General features: G+C 73.7%; 17 protein-coding genes. 9 read left to right on the top strand and 8 right to left on the bottom strand.

Annotated features, from left to right (window positions below; all coding sequences use genetic code 11):
• Positions 1-4: 4 nt before the first annotated feature.
• The 4 genes from wecB to ABD671_RS08015 form a co-directional block, all read right to left on the bottom strand.
• Positions 5-1,231: a non-hydrolyzing UDP-N-acetylglucosamine 2-epimerase gene (gene wecB / locus ABD671_RS08030; protein WP_344732778.1), complete on the bottom strand. Its 1,227-nt coding sequence runs from the start codon at positions 1,229-1,231 to the stop codon at positions 5-7.
• Entirely contained in the window at positions 1,231-1,497 is a 267-nt protein-coding gene (locus ABD671_RS08025) for a hypothetical protein (protein ID WP_344732777.1), read from the bottom strand. The genes wecB and ABD671_RS08025 overlap by 1 nt, the downstream gene beginning before the upstream one ends.
• 280 nt (positions 1,498-1,777) lie before the next feature.
• Positions 1,778-8,488 (bottom strand): fibronectin type III domain-containing protein, encoded by a 6,711-nt coding sequence (locus ABD671_RS08020; protein ID WP_344732775.1) that lies wholly within the window; start codon positions 8,486-8,488, stop codon positions 1,778-1,780.
• A gap of 130 nt (positions 8,489-8,618) precedes the next feature.
• Positions 8,619-10,673, bottom strand: a complete 2,055-nt coding sequence (locus tag ABD671_RS08015; RefSeq protein WP_344732774.1) for an alpha-L-fucosidase — start codon at positions 10,671-10,673, stop codon at positions 8,619-8,621.
• A 215-nt stretch (positions 10,674-10,888) separates the two neighbouring features.
• On the opposite strand from ABD671_RS08015, the gene ABD671_RS08010 reads away from it, so the two are divergent.
• From ABD671_RS08010 to ABD671_RS07995, 4 genes are all read left to right on the top strand, one after another.
• A complete protein-coding gene (locus tag ABD671_RS08010) occupies positions 10,889-12,226 on the top strand; it encodes an ABC transporter substrate-binding protein (protein ID WP_344732773.1) in 1,338 nt (445 codons plus the stop codon).
• Positions 12,227-12,385: 159 nt separating this feature from the next.
• On the top strand, positions 12,386-13,345 hold the full coding sequence (locus ABD671_RS08005; protein WP_344732772.1) for a carbohydrate ABC transporter permease: 960 nt from the start codon (positions 12,386-12,388) through the stop codon (positions 13,343-13,345).
• Positions 13,342-14,274, top strand: coding sequence for a carbohydrate ABC transporter permease (locus ABD671_RS08000; RefSeq protein ID WP_344732771.1), 933 nt, complete (start codon positions 13,342-13,344; stop codon positions 14,272-14,274). The genes ABD671_RS08005 and ABD671_RS08000 overlap by 4 nt, the downstream gene beginning before the upstream one ends.
• Before the next feature lie 7 nt (positions 14,275-14,281).
• The gene (locus ABD671_RS07995) at positions 14,282-16,747 is read left to right on the top strand and encodes a glycosyl hydrolase family 95 catalytic domain-containing protein (RefSeq protein WP_344732770.1); all 2,466 of its coding nucleotides are present in this window, start codon (positions 14,282-14,284) and stop codon (positions 16,745-16,747) included.
• 97 nt (positions 16,748-16,844) lie between these two features.
• Here ABD671_RS07995 and ABD671_RS07990 read toward each other — a convergent pair whose 3' ends face one another.
• From ABD671_RS07990 to ABD671_RS07980, 3 genes are read right to left on the bottom strand one after another with little or no spacing between them, the layout of a single operon-like run.
• Positions 16,845-17,792, bottom strand: a complete 948-nt coding sequence (locus ABD671_RS07990) for a sugar kinase (RefSeq protein WP_344732769.1) — start codon at positions 17,790-17,792, stop codon at positions 16,845-16,847.
• Positions 17,789-18,553 carry an SDR family oxidoreductase gene (locus tag ABD671_RS07985; protein ID WP_344732768.1) on the bottom strand — a complete coding sequence of 255 codons (765 nt, stop codon included), beginning with the start codon at positions 18,551-18,553 and terminating at the stop codon, positions 17,789-17,791. The genes ABD671_RS07990 and ABD671_RS07985 overlap by 4 nt, the downstream gene beginning before the upstream one ends.
• A complete protein-coding gene (locus ABD671_RS07980; RefSeq protein ID WP_344732767.1) occupies positions 18,550-19,584 on the bottom strand; it encodes a zinc-dependent alcohol dehydrogenase in 1,035 nt (344 codons plus the stop codon). Before ABD671_RS07980 ends, ABD671_RS07985 begins: the two co-directional genes overlap by 4 nt.
• 115 nt (positions 19,585-19,699) lie before the next feature.
• On the opposite strand from ABD671_RS07980, the gene ABD671_RS07975 reads away from it, so the two are divergent.
• The 4 genes from ABD671_RS07975 (at position 19,700) to ABD671_RS07960 (ending at position 24,046) form a co-directional block, all read left to right on the top strand.
• The gene (locus ABD671_RS07975) at positions 19,700-20,713 is read left to right on the top strand and encodes a LacI family DNA-binding transcriptional regulator (RefSeq protein WP_344732766.1); all 1,014 of its coding nucleotides are present in this window, start codon (positions 19,700-19,702) and stop codon (positions 20,711-20,713) included.
• An 88-nt stretch (positions 20,714-20,801) separates the two neighbouring features.
• On the top strand, positions 20,802-21,800 hold the full coding sequence (locus ABD671_RS07970) for an aldo/keto reductase (RefSeq protein ID WP_344732765.1): 999 nt from the start codon (positions 20,802-20,804) through the stop codon (positions 21,798-21,800).
• Between the two features lie 48 nt (positions 21,801-21,848).
• A complete protein-coding gene (locus ABD671_RS07965) occupies positions 21,849-23,162 on the top strand; it encodes an enolase C-terminal domain-like protein (RefSeq protein WP_344732764.1) in 1,314 nt (437 codons plus the stop codon).
• 29 nt (positions 23,163-23,191) lie between these two features.
• The gene (locus ABD671_RS07960) at positions 23,192-24,046 is read left to right on the top strand and encodes an amidohydrolase family protein (RefSeq protein ID WP_344732763.1); all 855 of its coding nucleotides are present in this window, start codon (positions 23,192-23,194) and stop codon (positions 24,044-24,046) included.
• Here ABD671_RS07960 and ABD671_RS07955 read toward each other — a convergent pair.
• Complete coding sequence (locus ABD671_RS07955; protein WP_344732762.1) at positions 24,031-24,663, bottom strand: TetR/AcrR family transcriptional regulator; 633 nt, start codon at positions 24,661-24,663, stop codon at positions 24,031-24,033. The two genes, ABD671_RS07960 and ABD671_RS07955, sit on opposite strands and share 16 nt — an antisense overlap.
• Before the next feature lie 67 nt (positions 24,664-24,730).
• Between ABD671_RS07955 and ABD671_RS07950 the strand changes: the two genes are divergently transcribed.
• Positions 24,731-25,645, top strand: coding sequence for an oxygenase MpaB family protein (locus ABD671_RS07950; RefSeq protein ID WP_344732761.1), 915 nt, complete (start codon positions 24,731-24,733; stop codon positions 25,643-25,645).
• Positions 25,646-25,789: the final 144 nt, after the last annotated feature.

Here is a 25,789-nt window from a genome sequence, read left to right as displayed (position 1 = left end):
CCTCTCAGACGGCGACGACGACGTCGGGACAGGCAGGGCTGGCAGGACCGGCAGGACCGGCAGGGCTGGCCGGAGTCGCGTGCGCCGCCGGTCGCGGCTCGGCTTGCGGGCCGGTGAGCAGGTCGAGGGCACGGACGACGCGGTCGGCCGCGCGGCCGTCGCCGAAGGGCAGCGACGTGCACCGCAGGGCCTCACGGGCGAGCGGGTCGTCCAGCAGGCGGCCGACCTCGGCGACGATGCGCGCCGGATCGGTGCCGACGACGCGCAGCCCGCCCGCCGCCTCGCCCTCCGGACGCTCGGTGGTCGAGCGGGTCACCAGCACCGGGACGCCGAGGGTGCAGGCCTCCTCCTGGAGGCCGCCGGAGTCGGTGAGCACGAGGTCGGCGCGACGCAGCAGGCGCACCATGTCGGCGTACCCGACCGGCTCGGTGAGCACGGCACGGCGATGGTCGGCGAGCACCGGGACGACGGCGTCCCGCACGATCGGGTTCGGGTGCAGCGGCAGGACGGCGTACAGGGGCGGGTGCCGGTCGAGCAGCTGGCGCACGGCCGCGGCCACGTCGGCCACACCGGCGTCCCACGCCTCGCGGCGATGGACGGTGACCAGCAGCATCGGGCCCGGTGCGGCCTCGATCGCCGCGAGCCGGGCGGCCGCGTCGCCGGCGGCCCCCTCGAAGGGCAGGTCGCGAGCGACCGCGGAGAGGAGGGCGTCGATGCCGGTGTTGCCGGTGACGACGACCCGCTCCGCCGGGACGCCCTCGGCGCGCAGCCGCGACGCGGCGTGCTCGGTCGGGGCGAGATGGAGGTCGCTGATGCGGGTGACCATCCGCCGGTGCCCCTCCTCGGGGAACGGCGATCGCAGGTCGTCGGTGCGCAGGCCGGCCTCGACGTGCACGACCGGGATGCCGAGCTGGAAGCCGGCGAGCGCGCCGGCCAGGGTGGTGAGGGTGTCGCCCTGCACGATCACCGCATCGAGGCCGAGCGGTGCGAGGGCGGACGCCGTCCGGATCAGCGCGGTGCCGGTGGCGGTGGCGAGGTCGCGTCCGTGGCCCCGCAGGTCGAGGTCGACGTCGGGCACGATGTCGAACATCCGCAGGATCGGGGCCAGCAGATCGCGGTGCTGACCGGTCGAGACGACCACGACCTCGTGCTCGCTGCGCCGCAGCGCCACGATCACCGGTGCGAGCTTCACGGCCTCGGGACGGGTCCCGAGCACGACGGCGACCCGCATCAGTAGCTCGTCACCGGCAGCATCGTGACGACACCTCCCTCGCGCACCTCGAGGGAGACCGCGTAGGCCCGCCGGTCGCGGATGCGGCGGTCGACGGAGGTGCTGCGGCGGCGGCCGTCGACCAGGAGCGAGAGGCCGACCCGGTAGCGACCGGGCCGCAGCCGCAGGACGGTGCGGTAGGTGCCGGGGTCGCCGATGCGGACGTCGGCCCGCTCGCCGCGCGTGGCGCGCCCGAGGCCGCGCAGCCGCAGCACGATCCCGGACACGGGGACGCCGTCGGCCCGCACGACGCCGTAGAACGTCTCCCGCCAGGGCCGGCGGGGCGGCTGGTGCCGGAGACCGTGGCCGAGACCGGCTGGAGATCGGCCTCGATGAGGGGCCCGAACCGCTCCAGCGGCACGGAGCCCACGGGCGCCTCGGCGACCGAGAGTCGCAGCGTCACCGAAGGCGGCGCGAGCACGTAGGCGACACCGGCCAGCACCACCAGGAGCGAGCAGCACGCGATCGCGGCGTCCCGGAACCGACCGCGCATCGGCCAGCGGCGGGTCACGAGGCGTCCCGCAGGACGGCGTCCACCCCGGAGCGGGTCTGGCGCGCCGTGACCGTCAGGTCGGCACCGCCGGCGTAGGTCGGGGCACCGCCGTCCGAGCCGGTCCACCACTGGGTGGCCCGCCCGCGGCCCGGGTCGGCGAAGCCCACCCGGTAGGTGCCCGCGGGCACGTCGCCGAGGTACCAGGTGCCGTCGGGCTGGGTGCAGGTGGCGAGCACAGCGGGCCCGGCCGCGGAGGTGTAGAGGTAGACGCAGGCCCCCTCGATCGCCGACCCGTCGCTCACCGCGGTGACGCGGCCGCCGACCGCACCGAGCGTGTCGCGCGGCATCGCGAGATCGGCGGTGACCTGACCACCCCGCTTGGGCACGGTGACGACACCGGCGCCCTGCTGGCTCGGCGACCCGCCCGCCGTCCCGGTCCACCACCGGGTGCGGTGCACGCCGGTGGGGTCGAAGAAGGCGAGGTCGTACCCCGCGGCGGCGATGCCGTACAGCCCGTAGCTCCCGGTGGTGGAGGTGCAGGTCGCGTAGGCGGCAGCCGTGGAGACGCCGTGCGGGTAGGCGAACACGCACACGTTGGCCAGCGGGTCGCCCGACGGCGCGTCGGTGACGGTGCCCGCGACCGCGCCGGTGGCCTCCTCCTCGACCGTCAGGGCGAGATCGGTGACGGCGCTGCCGGAGACGACCAGCGGGGTGTCACGCCAGCGCGTGGCGTAGACGCCGGTCGGGTCGGCCACCGCCACCTCGTAGGTGCCCGCGGCGACGTCGGCGATGACGAAGCCGCCGTCGGCGCGGGTGCACGAGGCGTAGGAGGCGGCGGGCGCCGTGCGGGCGGTGTAGAGGTAGACGCAGACCCCGGCGACCGGCTGACCGGCGGCCGCGACCGTGCCCGCCACCGCGGCGGGCGGCACCGCGACCTTCGCGCGGAACACCGGCGAGGGGTCGGAGGGCACCGAGGTGCCGGCGGCCGAGGCGGCCGTCACCCGCACCGTGTAGTCGGTGCTCTGGTCGAGGCCGCTGATCGTGCAGGAGCGCTCGCTCGCGGACGCCGTGCAGGACGCCCCGCCGGGGGTGGCGGTCGCCGTGTAGCCGGTGAGGGCGGAGCCTCCAGTGCCGGCGGGTGCGGTCCAGGAGACCGCGGCGGTCCCGTCCGCCGACGTCACGCTGACGGCGGTCGGGGGCTCGGGCGCTCCCGGGGTGGCCGCGGGCAGGAGCTCGAGCTCGTTGACCGCGGTGCCGTAGACCATGCCGGTGGTGTTCTCCCGCAGGAACACCCGGACGTACCGGGCCCGCACCGGAGTGCTGAGCGTGTGGTTGTCGAGGGTGAGCGTGCCGGTGCCGGAGTCCACCGTCGTCCAGATGTCCGCATCGGCGGCCACCACGTACGCGGCGGTGTTGTAGTTGCCGGTGCCCTTGGCGAAAGTGCGCGCCGGGCAGGGGCTGGAGTTGCGCTGAGCGACGGTGGCGGCCGCCGCCTGGGCGGCGGTCAGCACCTGGATCTGGTACGGCGAGTCCCACATGCGGTTGCCGCTGTTGGTGGAGTTCTGGCCGAACATGATGCGGTAGCTGCCGATCCAGTGGTCGGCACCGAGGTCGACGTAGGCCCAGCTGCACAGGTCGCCGCCGGAGCCCGCGTAGTTCAGCAGGGCACCCTCGGAGTTGCCGCCGGTGAAGTAGCCGACGTCGTTGCTGGTGGCGTCACCGTCGACCATCTTCGCCACGACGCGGTTGGCGTTGTTCGTGGCCGTCGATCCGCCGAAGGTGTAGTAGGACGTCGCAGGCTTGCCGACAGCGACGTTCGCGGCCGTGGGCGTGGCCGACGCGCTGGCGGCGGACGCCGTGGAGAGGCCGCGGGCGTTGCGGGCCCGCACGGTCACCGTGGTCGCGGTGCCGTTGGTCAGGCCGCGCAGCACGCAGGAGGTGGCGGTCGCTGCGACCGTGCAGGTGCTGCCGCCGGGGCTCGCCGTCGCGACGTAGCCCGTCAGCGGACTGCCGCCGTCGGATGCGGGCGCGGTCCAGCGGGCCTCGACCTGGCCGTTGCCGACCGCCAGGCTCACCCCGGTCGGGGCACCGGGCACAGCACCGGCGCCGGGGACGACGGAGGCCGAGGGGGCGCTCGGGTCGGAGTCGCCCTCCGCGTTGGAGGCCACCACGGTGAAGCGGTAGGTCGTGCCGTCGGTCAGCCCGGAGACCGTGCAGGTGGTCGCGGTGGTCGTCGAGCAGGTCGCCCCGCCCGGCGCCGCACTGACGCGGTAGCCGGTGACGGCCGCGTCGGACGGCGCCGTCCAGGAGACGGTGGCCGACGCGGCGGCGGCGACGGCCTCGACGCCGGTGGGCGCCTCGGGCACCGAGGCACGCGGCGTGACCGGCGCGGACGCCGCCGAGGCCGCGGAGGAGCCCTTGGCGTTCGTCGCGACGACGGTGAAGGTGTAGGCGGTGCCGTCGGTCAGGCCGGTGACGGTGCAGGTGGTCGCTCCGGTGGTCGAGCACGTCGCACCGCCCGGCGAGGCGGTCGCCGTGTAGCCGGTGATCGTGGTGCCGCCGTCGTCGGCGGGCGCCGTCCAGGAGACGACGGCGCGTCCGCTGCGCGGGGTCGCCGTCACGCCGGTGGGGGCGCCGGGCACGGTCGTGTCGACGACGACGCTCAGCGTCGCGCTGACCTTCTCCCACGGGTAGCCGCCGATGCTGCCGGTGATCACCTGGGTCTTCGGCGAGCCCGGTGCCGTGCGCGGCGGGGCGTCCCACCGCACGAAGAGGGTGCGGGTCCAGGTGGAGGTGCCGTCGCTGAAGGTGCCCGAGCCCGGGGTCTGGGTGGGCACGGAGGGCGCGGCGGGGTCGTAGGTGCCGGTGATGGTCGGGGGGTTCACCAGGTTGGGCATCACCGTGATGACGGCGGGCGCGGTCAGCGTCGTGCCGGCGACGGTGCCGTCGATGGTGAAGATGCCCTGGGAGGGACCGGTCGCCGACGGGTTCGTGGCGACCGCGAGCTGGGACGCCGTGATGGCGGGCCAGGTCACCGCGACCCGGTCCGTCGTGCCGTCGGAGTAGCGGGCCGTGACCGTCGCGGGGAGGTCGGGCTGCTTGGTGCGGGCGGTCTTGACCGACACCTCGTCGATGCCGGTGATGTGCCGCGCGGCGATGCCGTCGGTCGGCACGACCGTGATGGTCGGCGGCGCGGTGGTGAGCGGCACCGTCGGCCGGGTGACGACCCGCGCGTCGTCGACGTCGGCTCGCCCGCCCGCCGGCACCCAGACGCCGGCCGCACCGGTGGCGAGGCCCCGGTCGGCGGCGGAGAGCGCCGGGAGGCCGTCGACGTCGACGGTGATCAGCGGACCTCGGAGCGAGACCTTGAGCAGCGTCCACCGGTCCCGGGCCACGGGCACGGGCGAGGGAGCGCTGGCGATCTCGGTCCACACGCCGTCCTGGACCCGGCCGAGCGCGACGGTCTGGTCGACGACGTCGAGCCGGGCCTGGTACATGCCGTTCGCGCTGGAGCGGACGACGAGCCCGGCGGCGTCGCCGTCGCGCACCCGCAGCCAGGCCCAGTGGTCGTAGGAGCCCGACGTCGCCCAGGCGGCGTCCTGGCCGCCGACGGCCACCAGGTCGGACCCGGTCTCGGCGACGCCCTCGTAGTACCCGGAGAGACCGGAGGTGAAGGCGCTCGTGCGGACGACGTCCCAGTCGGCCGCGCCGGTGGTGGTCCAGTCGTAGGCGAAGGAGTAGGAGCTGCGCGGGTCGCCCGTGGTGTTGGCGTCGAAGACCAGCGGGGTCTCGGTCATCCAGCCGGCGGCGTCGTCCCAGGTGTCGAAGGAGGAGCGGTACTCCGGTCGGGTGCCGCTGAGGTCGGTCACGACGATGTCGTCGACCTCGACGAACTGTCCCAGGCAGGTGGCGCCGACGGTGACCTGGTTGCCGCCGGCCGTGCAGCCGCCGCCCTTGTCCGACTGGGCCTGCGGGGCGCGGATCGCGGTGTAACCGGCGGCCTGGTTGGTCGCCCCCGTGTAGGTGAGCACGGTGGTGCCGTCGATGGCCGCGGTGATGGTGCCGCCCTGCGCCGTCAGCGTCACGCGGTAGTCGGTGTTCGAGGAGAGGGTGAGGGAGGTCGGGCAGCTGGCCAGCGGCGTCCAGGTGCTGTTGAGCGAGCCGCCGGCCGGGTAGTTCTGGAGCAGGCTGCACGACACCGTGGTGGTGCCGTTGCGGCCCTCGCCCGAGCGCGAGGGGTCGAGCCGGAACACGTACCCGGTCTTCGCGTCCTCGTCGCCGCGCACCACGAGGGAGCCCGAGGTGCCGCGGTCCAGGCGCAGGGTGGCGCTCAGCGAGACGTCGGCGAGGCGGCGGTTGGTGTTGTAGACGGTGGTGTCGCCGTAGAAGGGGAAGACGAAGGGCACGATGCGCAGGCGGCCGTCGAGGACGCGCCACCCCTCCGAGCCGTAGACGACGTCGTCGTCGTCGGCCCGCGAGCCGTAGTTGAAGTCGTCGGACTCCAGCGTGCGCGCCTCGTGCTCCACCGAGGGCACGTAGCGGTAGGACGCCGTGGCCGCGCCGCCGCCCTCGAGGCGCAGCGTGTGGACGGAGTTGGTGAGCCCGGTGGCGCGGAACGAGGTGCCCGAGCCGAGGGTCACCGACGGGTCGAGTGCGATGCCGTCGATGCTGGCGGCCACCGAGCCGCTGCCGCCGACGACCGCGATGGAGGTGCCGTCAAAGACGACCTCGGTGGCACCGCCCGCGGTCCGCACCTGCGGGGAGTCGGCGGCGATGCTGCTCCAGCCCAGCTCGTGATCGGCGGTCGAGAGCCGGAGGTCGACGACGCCGTTGGAACGCAGCCGCAGCGTGTAGAGGTCCTGGTCGGGGTCGTAGGTCTCGGTGTAGCTGTAGCGCGAGGCGGCAGTCGAACCGTCGTAGCCCGAGATCGTCAGCGTCGGCCGGGTGGCGACGGTGAACCGCAGCGTGGTGGTGCGCAGCGCGGTGTCCTGCGGGTTCGGCACGTAGGCGTACTTCACGAAGTCGCGGTTGAACTCCATGTCGCGCGGGCCGCGGGGCTTGAGCAGGTCGGCCTCGCGGTCGGTGGCGTAGGTGTCGATGCGCATGGAGACGGCGTCGTCGTCCTCGTGCAGGGTCGCCCAGGTGTGGGGCGTGATGCGCGGCATCGACAGGCCGGTGAAGGAGTCGCCGGTGAGCAGCAGCGTGGCGTCCTGCTCGAAGTTGTCGCGGACCTGGTTGTTGTAGATCAGCCAGTCCTGGCCTGCCTTCTGGACGAAGGCGTCGCCGGTCGAGATGCGCGGGTACGCGCCGTCGAACAACGCCTGGCGGGCCGCCCCGAACTGGAGCGTCGGATCGTAGGTCGCCTTGGTGAGCAGGGTCGCGCCCGAGGCCGTCAGCGCGTCGCGCAGCGACTGCGGCGCGAGCTTGGGGATGCGCGGGATGAAGCCGTAGCGGCCCGAGCTGCGCAGGTAGTACCACATCGACTTCTGGACGGTGGTGAACTCCGGGGTGCCCTCGTAGTGGCTGTAGAAGGTGGTGCGGGTGGAGTCGGCGGTGTCGGCGAGCCCGGAGATGGTGCCGCTCTTCTCGTCGAAGGCGACCCCGGTGCGCTCGATGATGTCCTGCTTGGTCGGGGTGTGGTGGGTGAGGATCCAGCGGAACGCCGGCAGGATCGACTGGTAGAAGTACGGGCTGTAGAGGCTGCCGCGAGTCGGGATGTCCAGCTGGTTCTCCAGGTGGAAGACCGTCGCGCCGTTCTGCCACTGGTCGAGGAGCATGGAGGAGGCCACGGTCTCGGCCATGCTGCGCGACCACCGGTCGCCGCACCCGGTGTAGCTGCTCGGGTTGAGTCCGAAGTACCCGCAGCCGTAGTAGGGGTAGCCGTCGAAGTACGGGCCCCAGTTGTCGAAGGCGCCGGCGAGCCACGCGCCCTGGGTCCAGCCGTTGACCGTCTCGAAGTTCTTGTGGAAGTTCTTCGGGTTGAAGATGAAGTTCTCGGAGTACTGCGCCACCGAGTTCCAGTACGTCTGGTCCTCCAGTCGGGCACCGAGGAGGTTGTCCTCCTCGAGCGATCCGAGCACGTGGAATCCGCCGTAGAGGTTGGCGATCCGCAGCGCCTCGGGGACGTCGGCCAGGGTGTCGGTCTGCTCGGAGACGACGGTGCCCATGAAGTGCGGGTAGTCCTGGTAGAGCGACTCCAGGAAGGTCCAGCGACTCGCGTTGGTGCGCAGCGTGCGGCCCTCGTCCCACAGGATGAAGACGGGGATGCCGAGCGAGTCGGCCTCGGCGACGTTGTCGCGCAGCCACTGCTCCGACATCGCCGGGTTGTTGTCCGAGATCGAGTTGTGCCCCTGGTGCAGCACGAAGCCGATGTTGCCCTTGACGTCGTCGGGCACCGAGGCCCAGATCTGCCCCATCGACCAACCGTCGTTCCAGTCCTTGATGAATCCCGGCGTCTGGGCCATGTCGTTGCCGATGTTCATCTGCGTCAGCAGCAGCGGGTGGTCGCTGCCGACCTGCATGCGCATCGGCGCGTTCGGCGTGGGCGTGGCCGCCCGGCCGGCGACCGGTGCGGCGGCGACCGGTGCGGCGGCGACCGGTGCGGGGATGGTCAGGGCGACGAGCGGCAGGAGGGCGACCGCGAGCAGGCCGGCGACAGCGGTGGGGAGACCGCGTCGCGGGCGGCGGGAGGTCGTGCGGGCGCGCAGGAACGAACGAGACGGCATGGGGGATCCGATCGTGAGGGACCGGCCGGTCGACGCGCATGGGCCCCCGAGGCGAGGCGCGACCACCCGGTACCGAGGAGAGGTGTGACGGCGACCACCCTCGCGCTCGGAACCGACCGATGTCAAGAGATCAATCGTTTGATTCAGGGGTTCGGACGATCAGGTGGCGCACCGGCGACTCCTCCGAGCCGGCCGGCAGGCCGCTGAGGACGACCCCGTCGCCGGAGCCGGCGACCGCGATCGGCGTCCCGTCGAGCAGCTGCGCGGAGCACCCCGCCAACCACCGCCCGGGAACCTCGACCTCCGGGCTCGCACCCTCCACGAAGAGGTGGACCACCCCCTCGCGCACCACCGACCAGACCCGCTCGCCCTGGCGGGTGGAGACCTCCCCGGGCCCCCACGGCCGGGAGCCGAAGACGGCGTCGCCGTGCTCGGCCAACCAGGTGCCGAGGTAGCGCAGCGCCGCCTCCTGCGCGGCCGGCAGCCGGCCGCGGTCGTCGGGGGCGACACCGAGCAGGAGGTTGCCGTCGCCGGCGACGACCTCGAGGAGCAGCTGCACCAGCTCCGCCCCGCTCATCACCCACTCCGCGGTCTCGGCGCGGTTCCAGCCGAAGGAGACGCCGAGGGGCCGCACCGACTCCCACGGCTCGCCGGGCACGCGCTCGGGTCGCACCGATCCGCCCGGGCCCGAGGTGCGGAACCGGTCGGCGACGACGCCGTCGGGCACCTCGGCGCGGTAGAGCTCGAGCATGCGGCGGGCATCGCCCTCGGCCGGGTACCCGGTGTCGTTCCAGACGCCGTCGGGTCGGTAGGTGGTGATGAGCTCGCGCCAGTGCGCCTCGACGTAGCGGGCGTACTCCGAGCCCGTCGGCCGGGTGGTGGCGGCGTCGGCGGGACGACCCGGGGGCAGCGCGCCGAAGGACCAGTCGGCTCCGGAGGAGTAGAAGACGCCGTACCGCAGGCCCCGCGCCCGCACCGCGTCCGCGAGCTCCCCGACGACGTCGCGGGCACTGCGCCAGCCCTCCTCCCGCGGGTGCCGGACCCGCGAGGGCCACAGGGCGTAGCCGTCGTGGTGCTTGGCGACCATGACGACGTACCGCGCGCCCGACGCGGCGAAGAGGTCGGCCCATCCGTCGGGCGACCACGTGGCGACCGCCGACTCGAAGGCCGGACGGAACGAGGCGTAGGGCCGCCCGCCGTAGACCTGCTGGTGGTGGCGTGCCGTGGGCGTGCCGGGGGCGGCGGCCGAGGCCTGGTACCACTCAGCGAAGTAGTGCACCGGCACCTCGTCGGCGCGGTGGCCGACGGCGGGGTCGGGCAGCGGCGCCCAGCCCGGGATCGTGTAGACGCCCCAGTGGACGAGCAGCCCCAGCTTGGCGTCGCGGAACCAGGCGGGATGGGCGAAGGGCTCCGCCTGCGCCGCCTCGCCGGTCGTCGCGGGACCGCGCAGGGCCAGGCGGGACGCCGTCGGCGCGCGATCGGGCGCGGCCTCGCCGACGGGCGGGTGCTCGGCCAGGGCGAGGGCCGAGGCCAGGGTGCGCGCCTCGTCGGGCTCGCCCCGGCGGATCGCCTCGACGAGCCGCTGGTGGGCCTCGACCTCGACCGCCTCGAGCGCGTGCTCCTCCCGGGCGCCGCGCAGGACGGCGATCATGCCCTCGGCGACCGGGTCGTCGGCCAGGCGCGCCACCGCGCGATGGAAGCGGTCCTCGGAGAGCCGGGCGATCATCTTGTTGAACTCCTGCCCCGATCCGCGGGGCACCGGCTCGCCGAGGGCCATGCGCAGCTCGGAGAGTGCCTGCTCGAGTCCGGCCAGCCCGGCGGCGTCCCCGCGGGCGGCGGCGCGGGCCGCGGCGGCGCCCTCGATCTGGGCGAGGAGCCGGGTGACCGCGGCGTCGTGGCGGTCGGCGATGAGTCCCATGACGGGCGCCAGGCCCGCCAGCAGCCCGGTGGGCTCGAGGGCGGTGACGAAGACGCCCGCCCCGTGGCGGGCCTCCAGGACGCCGAGGGTGACCAGGGCGCTGATCGCCTCGCGCACCGAGCTGCGCGAGACGCCGAGGGAGGCCGCGAGCTCGCGCTCGGGCGGCAGCCGGTCGCCGGCATCGACCACGCGGCGCGAGATGAGGTCGAGCAGCTGGTGGAGCGCCCAGGCGGAGGCGGACTGCCCGGCGGCCGGCGTCGTGGTCATCGCCGCAGCGTAGGGCCGCCGGATTGGTCGGACCAGTCGTCCGCGCCGAGAAAATCTGGTCTCGATCTGAAAAAACGTTTGATCACAGGGTTTACAGGGCCAATCCGGCGTCCTACCTTGTGACGGCCGTAACAACCATGATCCGATACCCTCCCCGGGTCGCGGGCATTGGTCCAACCAATCTCATCTCGGGTTCCCTTGCAGGAGGACAACTCATGCGCACCACCCGTTCCCGCCTCAGCGCCGTCGCCGTGACCGCACTGCTGGCGACCCTCGCGGCCTGCGGCAACTCCGCCGACGGTCCGTCCGACAGCGACGCCGCCCCCGTCGACGGTCCGATCAGCGGTGAGATCACCGTCTGGACCTGGGACGGCGCTCCCGGCGCCGACGCGATGGACGCGCTCGCCGCCGGCTTCGAGAAGGAGACCGGCGTCAAGGTCGTCTCCAAGGTCGTCAGCCGTGACGACTACAAGGCCCAGGCCCAGCTCGCCTTGAACTCCGGTGAGGACATCGACGTGCTCGGCGTCCAGCCGGGCCAGTTCGCCACCGAGGTCCAGGCCAAGATGCGTCCGGTCAGCGAGTACGCCGACGAGCTCGCCGGCGGCCTCGAGGGCTATTCCCCCCTCACCATCGAGCAGTCGAAGAAGCTCTACGGCGGCGACGAGATCTACTCCGTGCCGTTCGGCTCCACCGGCTCGGCCGTGTGTTTCTACAACGCCGACATCCTCGACAAGGTCGGCGTCGAGCCGCCGGCCACCTGGGACGATGTCAAGGCCCTGACCACGGCACTGGAGGCCAAGGACCCCGGCGTCCTCACCCTCGTCAAGCCCTCGGGCGGCGACACCTGGTTCGAGGACGAGTTCGTGCTGACCATGGTCGGCCAGACCGACCCCGGCTTCTTCGACTCCGTGCGCTACGACGGCGGGGCCTGGAACACCGACTCCTACGTGGCCGCCCTGAAGCGCTACGGCGAGCTCTACGCCGACGGCACCCTCCAGCGCTCGGCCCTCGACCTCGGCTACACCGACGCCATGGACGCCTTCAACACCGGCAAGGCCGCCATCGTGTGCAACGGCTCGTGGGAGGCCGGCCTCCTCAAGAAGTCCTTCCGTGAGGACAACGGCATCAAGGCCTCCGAGGTCGGCGTGATCCCCGTGCCCGCGGACGACGCCGCCGACCGCTCGGCGCGCTCGTTCCTCGACATCACGTGGGGCATCCCGCAGAACGCCGACAACGCCGCCGCTGCCGCCGCCTTCATCTCCTACGCCACGCAGGGCGACGGCGTCGACCTGTGGGCCGACAACCTCGGCTTCATCCCGGCCGCCGCCGGCTGGTCGCTCGACTCCTCGGTGCTCGGCGACGACCAGCTCGCCCAGGAGGGCTTCTCGACCATCCAGGAGCTGATCAACAACCCGAGCTCGGACCGCAACAACCTGAGCTCGCTGTCGGCCGAGGTCGGCAAGTACATCGAGGAGGTCGCCCAGGGCCGCATGGACGCCCAGGACGCCGCCGACAAGGGTCAGAAGGATCTCGAGAGCGGGCTCTACAGCTGATCCCCGCCTGATGCGATCCGCCTGACGATCCGCGGTCGGGCCGGGCTTCCTCCGGGCCCGGGCCGACCGCGGATCCCCCGCCGGCCACCACCGGCCACCCCGGCCGGCCACTCGCACCGGCCACCCCCACCGGCCACCCCGCCGCCGAAGGAGCACCCGATGAACCACCGGGCATCGACCAGCCCGGACCGCGCCGCCCGCCCCGACCGGGCGGCCCGCGCGTCCCGCCCGCCCCGACCGCGACGCCGCGGCGAGGGGCTCTGGGCCCTCGGCTTCCTCGCGCCGCTGCTGCTGCTCTACGGCGTCTTCTTCGGCTACGGCTTCGTCTTCCTCTTCCGCACCAGCTTGACGAAGGTGAGCCTGTCGTTCACCAACGCCGTCGATGTCGGCTTCGACAACTACCGGCTGCTGTGGGAGCAGGGCGGCTTCAAGGACGCCGTCCAGCACAACCTGATCTTCGCCGCCATCAGCGTCGTCGTCGCGATGACGGTGGGCTTCTTCGTCGCTTTCGTCGTCACCGCCGGACTGCACCCCAAGCGCCTGATCTACACGCTCTTCCTCGTGCCGGCCCTCATGCCGCTCTCGCTGGTGGCGACCGTCTTCGCCTCGATGCTGCAGGAGCGGTTCGGCGTGCTGAACGAGACGCTGCGCGCCGTCGGGCTGGGCGATGCGGCCCAGCCGTGGCTGACCGACCCCGACCTCGCCTTCGCGGCCGTCGCGGTCATCTTCTGCTACCTCATCGGCCTGCCGATCATGTACTACACCGCCGACCTGACCGCCCTGCCGACCGAGACGATCGAGGCGGCCCTCATCGACGGGGCCGGCACCTTCACGATCATGCGCGCGGTGGTCTACCCGATGCTGCGCAACACCCACATCACCGTGGTGCTCTCGCTCGTGCTCGGCTCCTTCCGTGCCCTGGAGGTCGTGCTCTTCTCGACCGGCGGCGGGCCCGTCGGCCGCACCGAGATCGTCGGCAGCTTCCTCTACCGCTTCTCCACCGACCCCGGTCCGCGCACGGGCTTCGTGGCGGCGGCCGCGGTCGCCGTCCTGCTCGTGGCCTTCGCGATCTCGATGGTGCAGCTGATCGTCAACCGCTACCTGGAGAGGTCCTCATGACGCTCATCGCCGATGCCCCGGCCCTGCCGACCGACCCGGCGCCGGACGCTCCCGGTTCCACCCGCCGTCGTCCGCGGCTGCCGCGGCGTCGTCGGGGCGAGGGACGCCCGCCGATGGCGGCGGCGATCACCAGCCGCCGCGACCGCATCGTCGTCTACCTGGTGCTCGGCGTCCTCGGCGTGCTGTGGGCCTTCCCGATGTACGCGGCGATCCGCAAGTCGCTGGCGGTGCACGGCCTGCGCAACTACACCTCGCTGATCAGCGACCCGGTCGGCGGCATCTCGATCCCGCAGACCTACCTCAACTCCTTCATCGTCGGCTTCCTGCACGCCACCCTCGTGCTGGCGATCGCCGTCCCCGCCGGCTACGCCTTCTCGGTGCTGCGCTGGCGCGGCCGCGAGCTGGCCTTCTCGCTCTCGCTGCTGTTCCTCGCCGTGCCGGCCGCGGCGATGATCGTGCCGGTCTACCGCATCAGCAACCAGGCCGGCCTCTTCGACACCTACCTCGGGGTCGCCCTGCCGGAGGCCGTCATCACGGTGCCCTTCGGTGTGCTGCTCATGCGCAACTTCGGCCGCAACGTGCCGGCCTCGCTCGTGGAGGCCGCCCGTGTGGACGGCGCCGGCCACGTCGCGGTGTTCCGCCACCTCTTCCTGCCGCTGTGCCGCCCGGCCCTGGTCAACCTGATCGTGCTGTGCTTCATCTGGTCGATCCAGGACTTCATGTGGCCCTCGATCTTCATCCGGGAGCGCGGCATGCAGACCGCAGCGCAGGCGGTGCTCTCCCTCAACACCGGCCTCGGCGCCTCCCCCACCGACATCGCCCGCTACAACGCCAGCCTGGTGGTGCTCGCGATACCGGCGACCGTCATCGTGCTGCTGGGCATGCGCTTCCTGGTGAGCGGGCTGACCAGCGGTGGCGTCAAGGAGTGATGGCGCCGTGAACGCCCCGCAGCGGATGCGGTACCTGCGCCCGGCCCGCCGCTGGACCGACGCCCTGCCGCTCGGCAACGGCCGGATCGGCGCGATGGTCTTCGGCGGTGTCGGCCTCGAGCGCATCCAGGTCAACGACGACCGGGCCTGGTCGGGCTCCCCGGCCACCGGCCGCGGTACCCCGCTCCTCGCCGACGGCGAAGGCCCCCGGGTGCTCGCCGAGGTGCGGGCCGCGCTGCTGGAGGGCGACGTCAGCCGGGCCGAGAAGATCTCCACGCGGTTCCAGCACGGGCACAGCCAGTCCTTCCAACCGCTCGTCGACCTGTGGTGGGCCACGGCCGACACCGAACCGCTCGACCGCCTCGGCGCCGACGACTACGAGCGGTGGCTCGACCTCGAGCAGGCCATCGCCGGCCACACCGCGTGCAGCGGCGGGGTGCGCTGGCAGCAGGAGGCGTGGGCGAGCGCCCCGCGCCAGGTGCTCGTCGTCCGGCGCTGGGCCGCGAGCGGCGTGCTCCCGCCGACCGACCTGCGGCTCAGCTCCCCGCACCCGACCGGGCCGCCCAGCTCGTGGCAGGAGGCCACCGGTCGCGTGCGGGTCGAGCTGGTCGTCCCGATGCCGGCCCACGTCGTCCCGCCGCACGAGCAGCTGCCCGAGCCGATCCGCTACGACGAGAGCGCCGGCGCGGTCACCTGCGTCGTGCTCGCCGACATCGTCACCGACGGCCGGATCGCGCTCTCCCCCACCGGCGCGCGCATCACCGAGGCCCGCGAGATCGCCGTCGTCCTGACCACCGAGGCCGACTACCGCGGCCCGCTCACCCGCCCGCACGGCGACGTCGGGCGGCTGCGTGCCCGCGCCGGTCACCACCTGGGCGCGGTGCACGACGCCGCCCGCGGCGGCTGGGACGCCGTCCGCGCCGAGCACGTGGCCGACCACCGCCGGCTCTTCGACCGGGTCGGGCTGCACCTCGGGCCGCCGCCGGCCGCGGACGCCGTCCCGAGGCCGGTCGAGCAGCTGCTCGCGGCCGGAGCACCCGGTGCTCCCGATCCGGAGCTCGTCGCGCTCGCCTTCCAGTACGGGCGCTACCTGCTGGTCGCCGGCTCCCGGCCCGGCACGCTCCCCCTGACCCTCCAGGGCGTGTGGAACGAGAAGCAGCGCCCGCCCTGGAGCAGCAACTACACCACCAACATCAACGTCGAGATGAACTACTGGCCGGCCGAGGTGGCCGCCCTGCCCGAGACCCATCTCGCGCTGCTCGACTGGATGCACCAGGTGGCGCCGCGCGGCGCCGAGGTCGCCCGCACCCTCTACGGGGCGTCCGGCTGGACCCTCCACCACAACAGCGACGCCTGGGGGTTCGCCTGGCCGGCCGGCGAGGGCGACGCCGACCCGTGCTGGTCGTTCTGGCCGCTCGGCGCCGCCTGGCTGTGCCGCCACGTGTGGGAGCACTTCGACTTCACCGGCGACGTCGATCGCCTCGCCCACGACTTCCCGCTGGTGCGCGGGGCCGTGGAGTTCGTGCTCGACTGGCTGGTCGAGCTGCCCGACGGCTCGCTGGGCACCGTGCCGTCGACCAGCCCCGAGAACCGCTACCTGCACGACGACGGCCCGCGTGCCCTCTCGGTCACCACGACCAGCGACCTCCAGCTGGCCGGCGACCTGCTCGCCCGGTTCCTCGAGATCGCGGCCCTGCTGGCCGACCGCGTCGTCGTGGCGCCCGAGCTGATCGCCCGCGCCCGCGCGGCGTCCGCCCGGCTGCCCGTCGAGCGGGTGATGGCCGACGGCCGGCTGGCCGAGTGGTCCGACGACCCCGTCGACGCCGAGCCCGAGCACCGCCACACCTCGCACCTGCTGGGGGTCTACCCCCTCCAGCGCATCGCCCCGGCGTCCGATCCCGCGTTGGCGGCGGCCGCGCACCGGTCGCTCGACGCGCGCGGGCCCCGCTCGACCGGCTGGGCGCTCGCCTGGCGGATCGCGCTGCGCGCCCGGCTGCGCGACCCCGCCGGAGCCGGCGTCGCGCTCGCGCACTTCCTGGCCCCGATGGCCCCCGACGCCTCCGAGGAGCCGTCGATGACGGCGCCCGCGGGTGTCTACACGAACCTCTTCTGCGCCCACCCGCCCTTCCAGATCGACGGCAATCTCGGCTTCACCGCCGGGGTGGCCGAACTGCTGCTGGACTCCCACGCCGACCACCTCGCCGCCCGCACCGACCTGCTGCTCCTGCCCAGTCCGCTCCCCGAGTGGCACACGGGCGCGTTCCGCGGTCTGCGCGCCCGCGGCGGCCTGAGCGTCGATCTCACCTGGCGTGACCTCGGCGCCTCCACCGAGCACCTCGAGGCCACCGTGCACGCCCGCCGGGCACGCCAGGTGCGACTGACCCATCGGGACGACGTCGTCGAGGCCGCCCTCGCCGACGACGCCGTGGTGCGCTGGTCGTGGCACGCCGACGCCGGCTGGGTGCGGCACTGAGCCGTCCGTCCGGTCTGACCTGTCTGACCTGTCTGACCGGTCCGTCCGGTCCGTCCGGGGCGCCGGGGAGCCGGCAGGCCCGCGCAGCGGTATGCGGTCAGCGACGCACGGCGTCCTGCGTGGGCCCGAAGGCCGCGAGGTCGGCGCGGGTCGGTGCGGCCTCCCAGTCCCCGGGCGCCAGGCACGCGAGAGCACCGCAGCGGGCGGCCACCTCGAGCCGGGCGGCGGGCGCGCTGCCGGCGAGCAGCTCGGCCAGGTAGCCGGCCACGAACGCGTCGCCGGCACCGACGGTGTCGACGACGGCGACGGTGTGGGCGGGCACGCGATGACGGACGCCGTCGATGCGGGCGAGCGCGCCCTCGGCGCCGAGCTTGAGCACGACATCGCCGCCGGAACCCGCCGCCAGCTCGTCGAGCAGCGCCTCCGGATCGGTCGTGGTCGTGCCGGTGACCAGGCGCGCCTCCTCCGGGCCGGCGAACACGACCGCGGACGCCGCGGCGAGGCGCCGGTAGGTGGCGGCGGCGTCACGCTCGCCCCACACCCCCGTGCGGTGGTTGACGTCGAAGGAGACCGGGACGCCGTGGGCCGCCGCGAGCGCGAGCGCACGGTCGACGGCCGCCGCGGCAGTGGCGGACAGCCCCGGGGTGATGCCGGTGAGGTGGACCACCCCCGCGGCGGCGACGAGGTCGTCGGGCACGTCGTCGGGGGCGAGCCGGGAGCCCGCACTGCCGGCGCGGTGGTAGGTGACGGTCGTGGCGGCCGCATGCGGGGTCTGCTTGGTCATCAGCCCGGTCGGCGCGGCGGGATCGACGACCACCCGGCACGCGACGTCCTCGGCACGCAGGTCGCGCACCACCCGCTCCCCCCACGGGTCGTCGCCGACCCGCCCGATCCAGGCGGCCGGCAGTCCCAGGCGGCGCACCCCGATCGCCACGTTGCTCTCCGCGCCGCCGATCCCGACGTGGGCGGTGCGGGCGTGGCGCAGGTGGTCGACGGCGACGAGGCCGAGGGTCTCGCCGAGGGTCAGCAGCCCCCCGCGACTCACCGGCCCAGCCACCCGCCGTCGACCGGGAGCACGATGCCGTGCACGTAGTCGGCAGCCGCGCTGCACAGGAACACCGCGGCGCCCCCGAGGTCGTCGGCGGCACCCCAGCGGCTGGCGGGGATGCGCTCGACGATGGAACGGGCCCGGTCGGGGTCGTCCTGGAGGGCGCGGGTGTTGTCGGTGGCGATGTAGCCGGGTGCGATGGCGTTGACATTGACCCCGCGCGGCGCCCACTCGTTGGCCAGCGCCTTGGTCAGCCCGGCGACACCGGACTTCGAGGCGGTGTAGCCCGGCACCGTGATGCCGCCCTGGAAGCTGAGCAGCGAGGCCGTGAAGACGACCTTGCCCGACCCGCGCTCGAGCATCGGCGCGGCGAGCAGCTGGGTGAGCGCGAAGGGCGCGGAGAGGTTGACCGCGAGCACCTCGTCCCACTGGGCGAGGTCGTGCTCGACGGCGGCACGTCGTCGGATGGTGCCGGCGTTGTTGACCAGGATGTCGGGCGCTCGCCCCGCGAGCTCCGCGCCGAGGGCGAGGACGGCGTCGCGGTCGGCCAGATCGCACGAGCGGGCCTCGAAGCGACGCCCGGCGGCGCGCACCCGGCGTCCGACCTCGGGGTCGGGATCGTCGGCCAGCCGGGTGCCGACGCCGATGACGTCGGCACCGGCGTCGGCCAGCGCGCCCGCGATGCCCAGGCCGATACCGCGGCTCGCGCCGGTGACGACGGCGAGGCGACCGGTCAGGTCGAACGGCGCGGCGCTCACGCCTCGGCTCCGACCTGCACGAGCACCTTCATCGCCTGACCCGACTCCAGGCTCGCGAAGCCCTCGGCGACGGCGTCGAGGGGCACGACCCGGGAGATGAGCCGGGACGCCGGCACCGTGCCGTCGGCCAGCAGCTGCACGGCGCGGGTGAAGTCCTCCCGCTCGTAGACGCGGGCGCCGAGGATCCGCAGCTCGCGCCAGAAGACGCGCTGGAGGTCGACCGGCACCGGTCGCGGATGGATGGCGACGATCACGACGGTGCCGCGCACCTTGGCGATCGCGGTGGCGTTCAGGACGGCGGCGGGCGCGCCGGAGACCTCGAAGACCACGTCGGCGCCGGCGCCGTCGGTGAGCCGGTCGACGCGGCCGGCGAGGTCGCCGTCGGGCCCGTCGGCCCGGGGGTCGAGGGTCTCGAAGCCCCACGCCTCGGCGTCGGCGCGACGCGCCGGGTCGGGCTCGGAGAGCAGCACGCGGGCGCCCTGGTGGCGGGCGACGGCGGCGATGAGCATGCCGATCGGGCCGCCGCCGAGCACGACCGCGGTCTCCCCGGCGGCGAGGCCGGAGCGGCCGACGTCGTGCACGGCCACCGCGAGGGGTTCGACGAGCGCCGCCTCGCGCAGGGCGATGCCGGGGGCGAGCGGCACGAGCAGGTCGGCCGGCACGGTCCAGTACTCCTGGAGCGCGCCGGGCTCGTCGATGCCGACGAAGGAGAGGTGCTGGCAGATGTGGCGGTGCCCGGCGCGGCAGGCGGGGCACGTGCCGTCCCACACCAGCGGCATGACCGTGAGCGGGTCGCCGGGCGCCCAGCCCTCGACCCCGGCGCCGACGGCGGCGACGGTGCCCGACATCTCGTGGCCGATGACGGCCGGCGTGGTGACCCGGTGGTCCATCGCGCCGTGCAGGACGTGCAGGTCGGTGCCGCAGAGGCCGACGTAGGCGACCCGGATCTGCACCTCCCCCGGGCCCGGCGGGCGGGGCTCGGCGGTCAGCACGGTCATGGTCTGGTGGCCCGCGTAGGCGGCGGTGAGCATGGGTCTCTCCTGACGGATCGAGGTCTGGTCCGCATCGTTGCTCAAACGTTTGATCAGGTCAAGGCGCCAGCGTCTCGAAGCGGTTCAGCCCGGGCGAGCGCATAGGCTGCCCGGCATGGTGACCCTGGCGGACGTCGCGGCGCGGGCCGGCGTGTCCATCAGCGCGGTCTCGAAGGTGCTCAGCGGCGATCCGTCCCTGCGCGTGACCGAACCCACCCGCGAGCGCATCAAGGCCGCGGCCCGCGAGCTCAACTACCGGCCGAACTTCGCCGGCCGGGCCCTGAAGTCGGCGCGCACCCAGGTGCTCGGCATCGTCGTCCCCGACCTCACCAACGCCCTGTTCACCGATCTGATGGACGGCGTCGAGGACGCCGCCCGCGAGGCCGGCTACGTCGTCCTGCTGGGGCGCTCGGACGATCCCCGGCCGGACGCCGAGGTCTACCAGCGCCTGCTCGGCGAGGGGCGCGTCGACGGCCTCATCGTGCAGGTCGTCGACGGCGTGGCGCCCGACGGACTGGGCGCGCTGCTGGAGAACAACCCGCCGGTCGTGCTCATCAACTCCGTCGCGCCGGGCCAGGTGGGCTCGGTGCTCCTCGACGACGTCGCCGGCGCGCGGGTGGCCACCGAGCACCTGCTCGACCTGGGGCACCGGCGCCTCGCCCTGGTCAACGGTCTGCCGACCTCGCTGACGGCCGAGCGACGCCGCCAGGGCTTCCGCGAGGCGCTCGCCGACGCCGGCGTCCCGCGGCGCGGCCTCCTCGAGACGCGCCTGGGCTACCGGCCCGAGAACGGCCGGGCGGCACTGGAGGAGATCCTGGCCGCGCCCCGGCGTCCGACCGGCGTGGTCGTGGCCAACGTGAACGCCGCGATCGGCCTGCTCGCCGCGGCGCGCGAGCACGGGGTGCGGGTGCCCGAGGACCTCTCCGTGGTCACGGTCCACGACTCCTGGACCGCCGAGAACACCTGGCCGCCGCTGACCGCGGTCTCCATGCGCTTCTACGCGATGGGGCGCGCGGCCGTCGACACGCTCGTGGCGCGTCTGGACTCCGGCACGGTGCGCGACGTCGTCATCACCGATCCGCCGCCGCAGCTCACGGTGCGGGAGTCGACGGCACCGCCGTCGGCCTGACGCTCTCGCGCCCACGAGCCCACGGTCAGCCGTTGCCACACGCATCGCCGCTGATATAACGTTTGATCACCGACCGCCAGGAGATCCCATGCAGACCCGCCCGTGCCGCACCCTCGAGCTCACCGAGCTCGGACTGGGCGGCTCCCAGCTCGGCAACCTCTACCGCGAGGTCGACGACGCGACGGCGACGGCGGTCTTCGAGGCGGCCTGGGAGGCCGGCATCCGCTACCTCGACACAGCACCGCACTACGGCCTCGGCCTCTCCGAGCGGCGCCTCGGGCGCCTGCTGGCCGGCATCCCCCGCGATCAGTACGTGCTCTCCAGCAAGGTCGGCCGCCTCCTCGAACCGAACCCCGACCCGCACCCCGGCCTGGACGCCGAGGGCTTCGCCGTCCCGGCCACCACCCTGCGCCGCTGGGACTTCTCCCGCGACGGCGTGCGCCGCAGCGTCGAGGAGAGCCTGGAGCGCCTCGGGGTCGACCACCTCGACATCGCCTACCTGCACGACCCCGACGACCACTGGGAGCAGGCTCTCGCCGCAGGCCTGCCCGCCCTCCAGGAACTGCGCGACGAGGGGGTGGTCACCGCGATCGGCGCGGGCATGAACGCAGCGGCGCCGCTGCTGGAGCTCGTGCGCGAGCACGACGTCGACGTCGTCATGTGCGCCGGGCGGCACACCCTGCTCGAGCAGGCCTGGGACCTCCTCGACGCCGCAGCCGCGGCCGACGTCGCCGTCGTGGTCGCGGGGGTCTACAACTCCGGCCTGCTGGCCCGGCCCCGACCGGTCGCCGACACCCACTACGACTACGCGGCGCCGCCCCGCGAGGTGCTCGAGCGTGCGCACGCGCTCGCCGACCGCTGCGAGGCGCACGGCCTGACCCTGCCCGAGGCGGCCCTCGCCTTCCCATTGAGCCACCCGGCCGTGCGCTCGGTCGTCGTCGGCGCCTCACGACCCGCGCACGTGCACGCCGCCGTCGCCGCCCTCGATCGCGTGCGATCCGACGGCGAGGGCGACCGGCTGTGGGCCGAGCTCGGCGTCGCCGCGCCGACCAGTCACGCCTCCACCCACGCCTCCACCCACGTCTAGACGCCGGTCCACCACCGGCGCCCCGTCCGAACCGAGCAGGAGTCCGCCATGCCCCGCATCACCCACGTCGAGGTCACCGACGTCCGGTTCCCGACCTCGCTCTCGATGGACGGATCCGACGCGATGAACAAGGACGGCGACTACTCGGCCGCCTACGTCGCCCTGCGCACCGACGACCCCGCGGTCAGCGGCTTCGGCTTCACCTTCACCATCGGGCGCGGCAACGACGTCTGCGTGCTCGCCGCCCAGCGCCGCGCCGAGCCGCTGATCGGTCGCGAGGTCGCCGCCGTCGTCGGCGACCTCGGCGGCACCTACCGGGACCTCGCCTCGGACTCCCAGCTGCGCTGGCTCGGCCCCGACAAGGGCGTCGAGCACCTGGCGATGGCCGCGGTGATGAACGCCGTCTGGGACCTCGCGGCCCGGGTCGCAGACAAGCCGCTGTGGCGACTGCTGGTCGAGATGCCGGCGGCCGACCTCGTCGACGCCTGCGACTTCACCTACCTCAGCGACGCGATCACCCGCGAGGAGGCGATCGCGATGCTGGAGTCGACCCGCGCAGGTCGCGACGAACGGCTCGCCCTGCTGGAGCAGCACGGCTACCCCTGCTACACGACGTCCGCGGGATGGCTCGGCTACTCCGACGACAAGCTGCGCCGCCTCTGCGCGGAGGCGGTGGCCGAGGGCTACGACCACATCAAGCTCAAGGTCGGCGCCGATCTCGAGGACGACGTGCGACGCTGCACGATCGCCCGCGAGGTCATCGGCTGGGACCGGCACCTGATGATCGACGCCAACCAGGTGTGGGACGTGCCCCAGGCCATCGAGTGGGTCGACCGGCTCGCGGAGTTCAAGCCGCTGTGGATCGAGGAGCCCACCAGCCCCGACGACATCCTGGGCCACGCCACGATCCGCCGGGCGGTCGCGCCGATCGGCGTCGCGACCGGCGAGCACGGCATGAACCGCGTGCTGTTCAAGCAGATGTTCCAGGCCGAGGCGCTCGACTTCTGCCAGCTCGACTCGGCCCGTCTGGCCAGCATCAACGAGATCGTGCCGGTCTACCTGATGGCCCGGAAGTTCGGCGTCCCGGTGTGCCCGCACGCCGGCGGCGTGGGTCTGTGCGAGCTCGTGCAGCACCTCTCGATCTTCGACTTCCTGGCGGTCTCGGCCACGCTGGAGAACCGGGTCACCGAGTTCGTCGACCACCTCCACGAGCACTTCGTCGACCCCTGCATCGTCGAGGACGGCGCCTACCGGCTGCCGACGACGGCGGGCTACAGCGCCGAGATGCACGCGGCCTCGGTGGCCGCCTACGCCTACCCCGACGGCGCCTACTGGAGCAGTTCGGCGCAGGTCGCGGGCTGATCGCCCCGCCCCCGTCCCGGAGGACAGCTGTGATCATCGACGCCCACCAGCACGTGTGGGACCTCGAGCGTGCCGACTACCCCTGGCTCGGCCCGGACGACCCGGAGTGGAACCGCACCTTCACCCAGGCCGAGATCGAGCCCGTGCTCGACCGGCTCGGCGTCACCGGCACGGTGCTGGTGGAGGCGGCCGACAACGACGAGGACACCGAGCTGATGCTCGACGAGGCGGCCCGCCACGACCGCGTGGTCGGGATCGTCGCCTACGTGCCCCTCGAGGACGCCGCGCGGGTCGCCGTCCGCCTGGCCGACCTGCGCGACCGCGATCGGCGGGTCGTCGGCGTCCGCACCCTCATCCACCAGCAGGCCGACCCCGACTGGATCCTGCGCCCCGAGGTCGCCGAGGGTCTGCGCGTCGTCGAGGACGCCGGGCTGACCCTCGACCTGGTCGCGGTGCTGCCGCGTCACCTCGACCACGTGACGACCCTGGCCGAGCGGCATCCGCGGCTGCGGGTCGTCGTCGACCACCTCGGCAAGCCGCCGATCGGCGCGCACGCCGGTGCCTGGCCCGACCATGCGGCCTGGGCCCGCGCCCTGCACCGCGCCGCCGAGGCGCCGCTGGCGCACGCGAAGGTGTCGGGCCTCTACCCCGGCGTGGCGCCGGCGGAGTGGAGCATCGACGCGGTGCGGCGGGTCGTCGACGAGGCGGTCGAGGCCTTCGGGCCCGCGCGGCTGATGTACGGCGGCGACTGGCCGATCTCGGTCACCGCGGGCGGCTACGAGCGCGTCTTCGCCGGGCTGCGCGAGATCGTCGGCGGGTACGGCGCCGCCGCCGAGGCGGCGATCCTGGCCGACACGGCCCGCTCGTTCTACCGGCTCCCGTGACCTGACGCCTCGGCCTCGATCGTCGCGACCACGGCCATCAGCACGTCGCGCAGCAGCGCGTGCGCCTGCTCGCGGGTGAGCGCGCCCGTGCGCACCCACTCCCGCACCGTCGCCTTCGCCATGCCGCCGTAGGCGCGCACCGCGGCGCGGGAGGTCGACCGCTCGGCGTCCAGGCCGAGCAGTTCGAGGGTGCGGCGCGCGGCGAGGTCGTCGCCCTCGTCGAGGATGCGGGCGACCTCGGGGTCCTCGGCCACCCCGCCCGCACCGAGGATCGTGAAGTACGACGCCGCGTGGGGCTCGACGGAGTCGAGGAACCAGCTCACCGCGAGCTCGACACGACGCTCGAGCGGGACGCCGTCGAGCTGCCCGGCCGGCACGGCGTCCTCGAGCACGGGGAGCAGGACCGCGCGGCGCAGGATCTCGAGGTAGATGCCGCGCTTGTCGCCGAAGTAGTGGTTGACCAGGCCGCGCGCGACGCCGGCGGTGCGCGCGATCTCCGAGACCGACACCTCCGTGTAGGGGCGCGCGGCGAAGAGCTCGGAGGCGCAGCGCAGGATCTGCTCGCGGCGCTCGTCGGGGGGCAGGCGTCGACCGCGCTCGACGTCGGGGAGGCTCACGGGCGCCACTCTCCCAGATCCGTCCTCCCTCTTGTTGGCGCAGTGCCAACAAGTCTAGGGTGCGGCCATGACGACGTCCGCCGCCACCTCCCGCCCGACCCGCGCCACCAGGGCCACCGGGGCCATCGGGGCCACGAGGGTCGACCGGGCCGCACCCCGCGACGTCCCGGTACCGCCGGGCTTCACCATGCGCCGCCACCTCTCCGGCATCGGCGCCGGCCTGGCCGGTCCGGCCAACGTGATCATGCAGCTGGCCCGGCCGGGCGTCGGCTACGGCGTCATGAACAGCCGCGTGCACGACGGCTCGGCGATGCTCCACCCGGTCAAGCGCGCCCGCACCACCTTCACCTACATCGCGGTGGCGATGCTGGGCACCGAGGAGGAGCGCACGGCCTACCGCCGCGCCGTCAACGGCCAGCACGCGCAGGTCGTCTCCACCGCCGAGGAGCCCGTGCAGTACCGGGCGATGGACCCGCGCCTGCAGACCTGGGTGGCGGCCTGCCTCTACTACGGCACCGTCGACCTCATCGAGCGCATGCACGGGCCGCTCTCCGACGCCGAGGCCGACGCGCTCTACGCCCACTGCGCGCGCTTCGGCACCACCCTGCAGATGCCGGCCTCGGCCTGGCCCGCCGACCGCACGGCGTTCGCCGCGTACTGGGAGGAGGGCGTCGCGGAGATCTCGATCGACGAGCCCGTGCGCCGCTACCTGATGGCGCTGACCTCGCTGGAGAACCTCCACGGCCCGCTGCGCCGCCTCGGCCCGTTCAACCTCTTCGTCACCACCGGCTTCCTCCCGCCCGTGTTCCGCGAGGCGATGGGCCTGCCCTGGAGCACCGCCGACCAGGCGCGGTTCGACGCCCTCATGGCGCGCCTCGGGCGCGTCGAGCGGCGCCTCCCGCGGGCGGTCAAGAACCTGCCGTTCACCGCACTGCTGTGGGACATGCGCCGCCGCCAGCGAGCCGGTCTCCCCCTCGTCTGAGCCCGGCCGAGGCGGTCGGCGGCCCTGCCCGTCCACGGTCGACTGGTCCGGCCCACCTATCGCGAACGTAACGAAGATCACATCCTGTCGTTTGTCGATTCACCCGCGCCCCCACCGCGGCCCTCACCGTCCGAAGCGGAGCAT

This window comes from Nocardioides fonticola, from assembly GCF_039536805.1.
Taxonomy (GTDB): domain Bacteria; phylum Actinomycetota; class Actinomycetes; order Propionibacteriales; family Nocardioidaceae; genus Nocardioides; species Nocardioides fonticola.
Note: the sequence above shows the minus strand (reverse complement) of the source record. Positions and strands in the feature narration are given on the sequence as shown.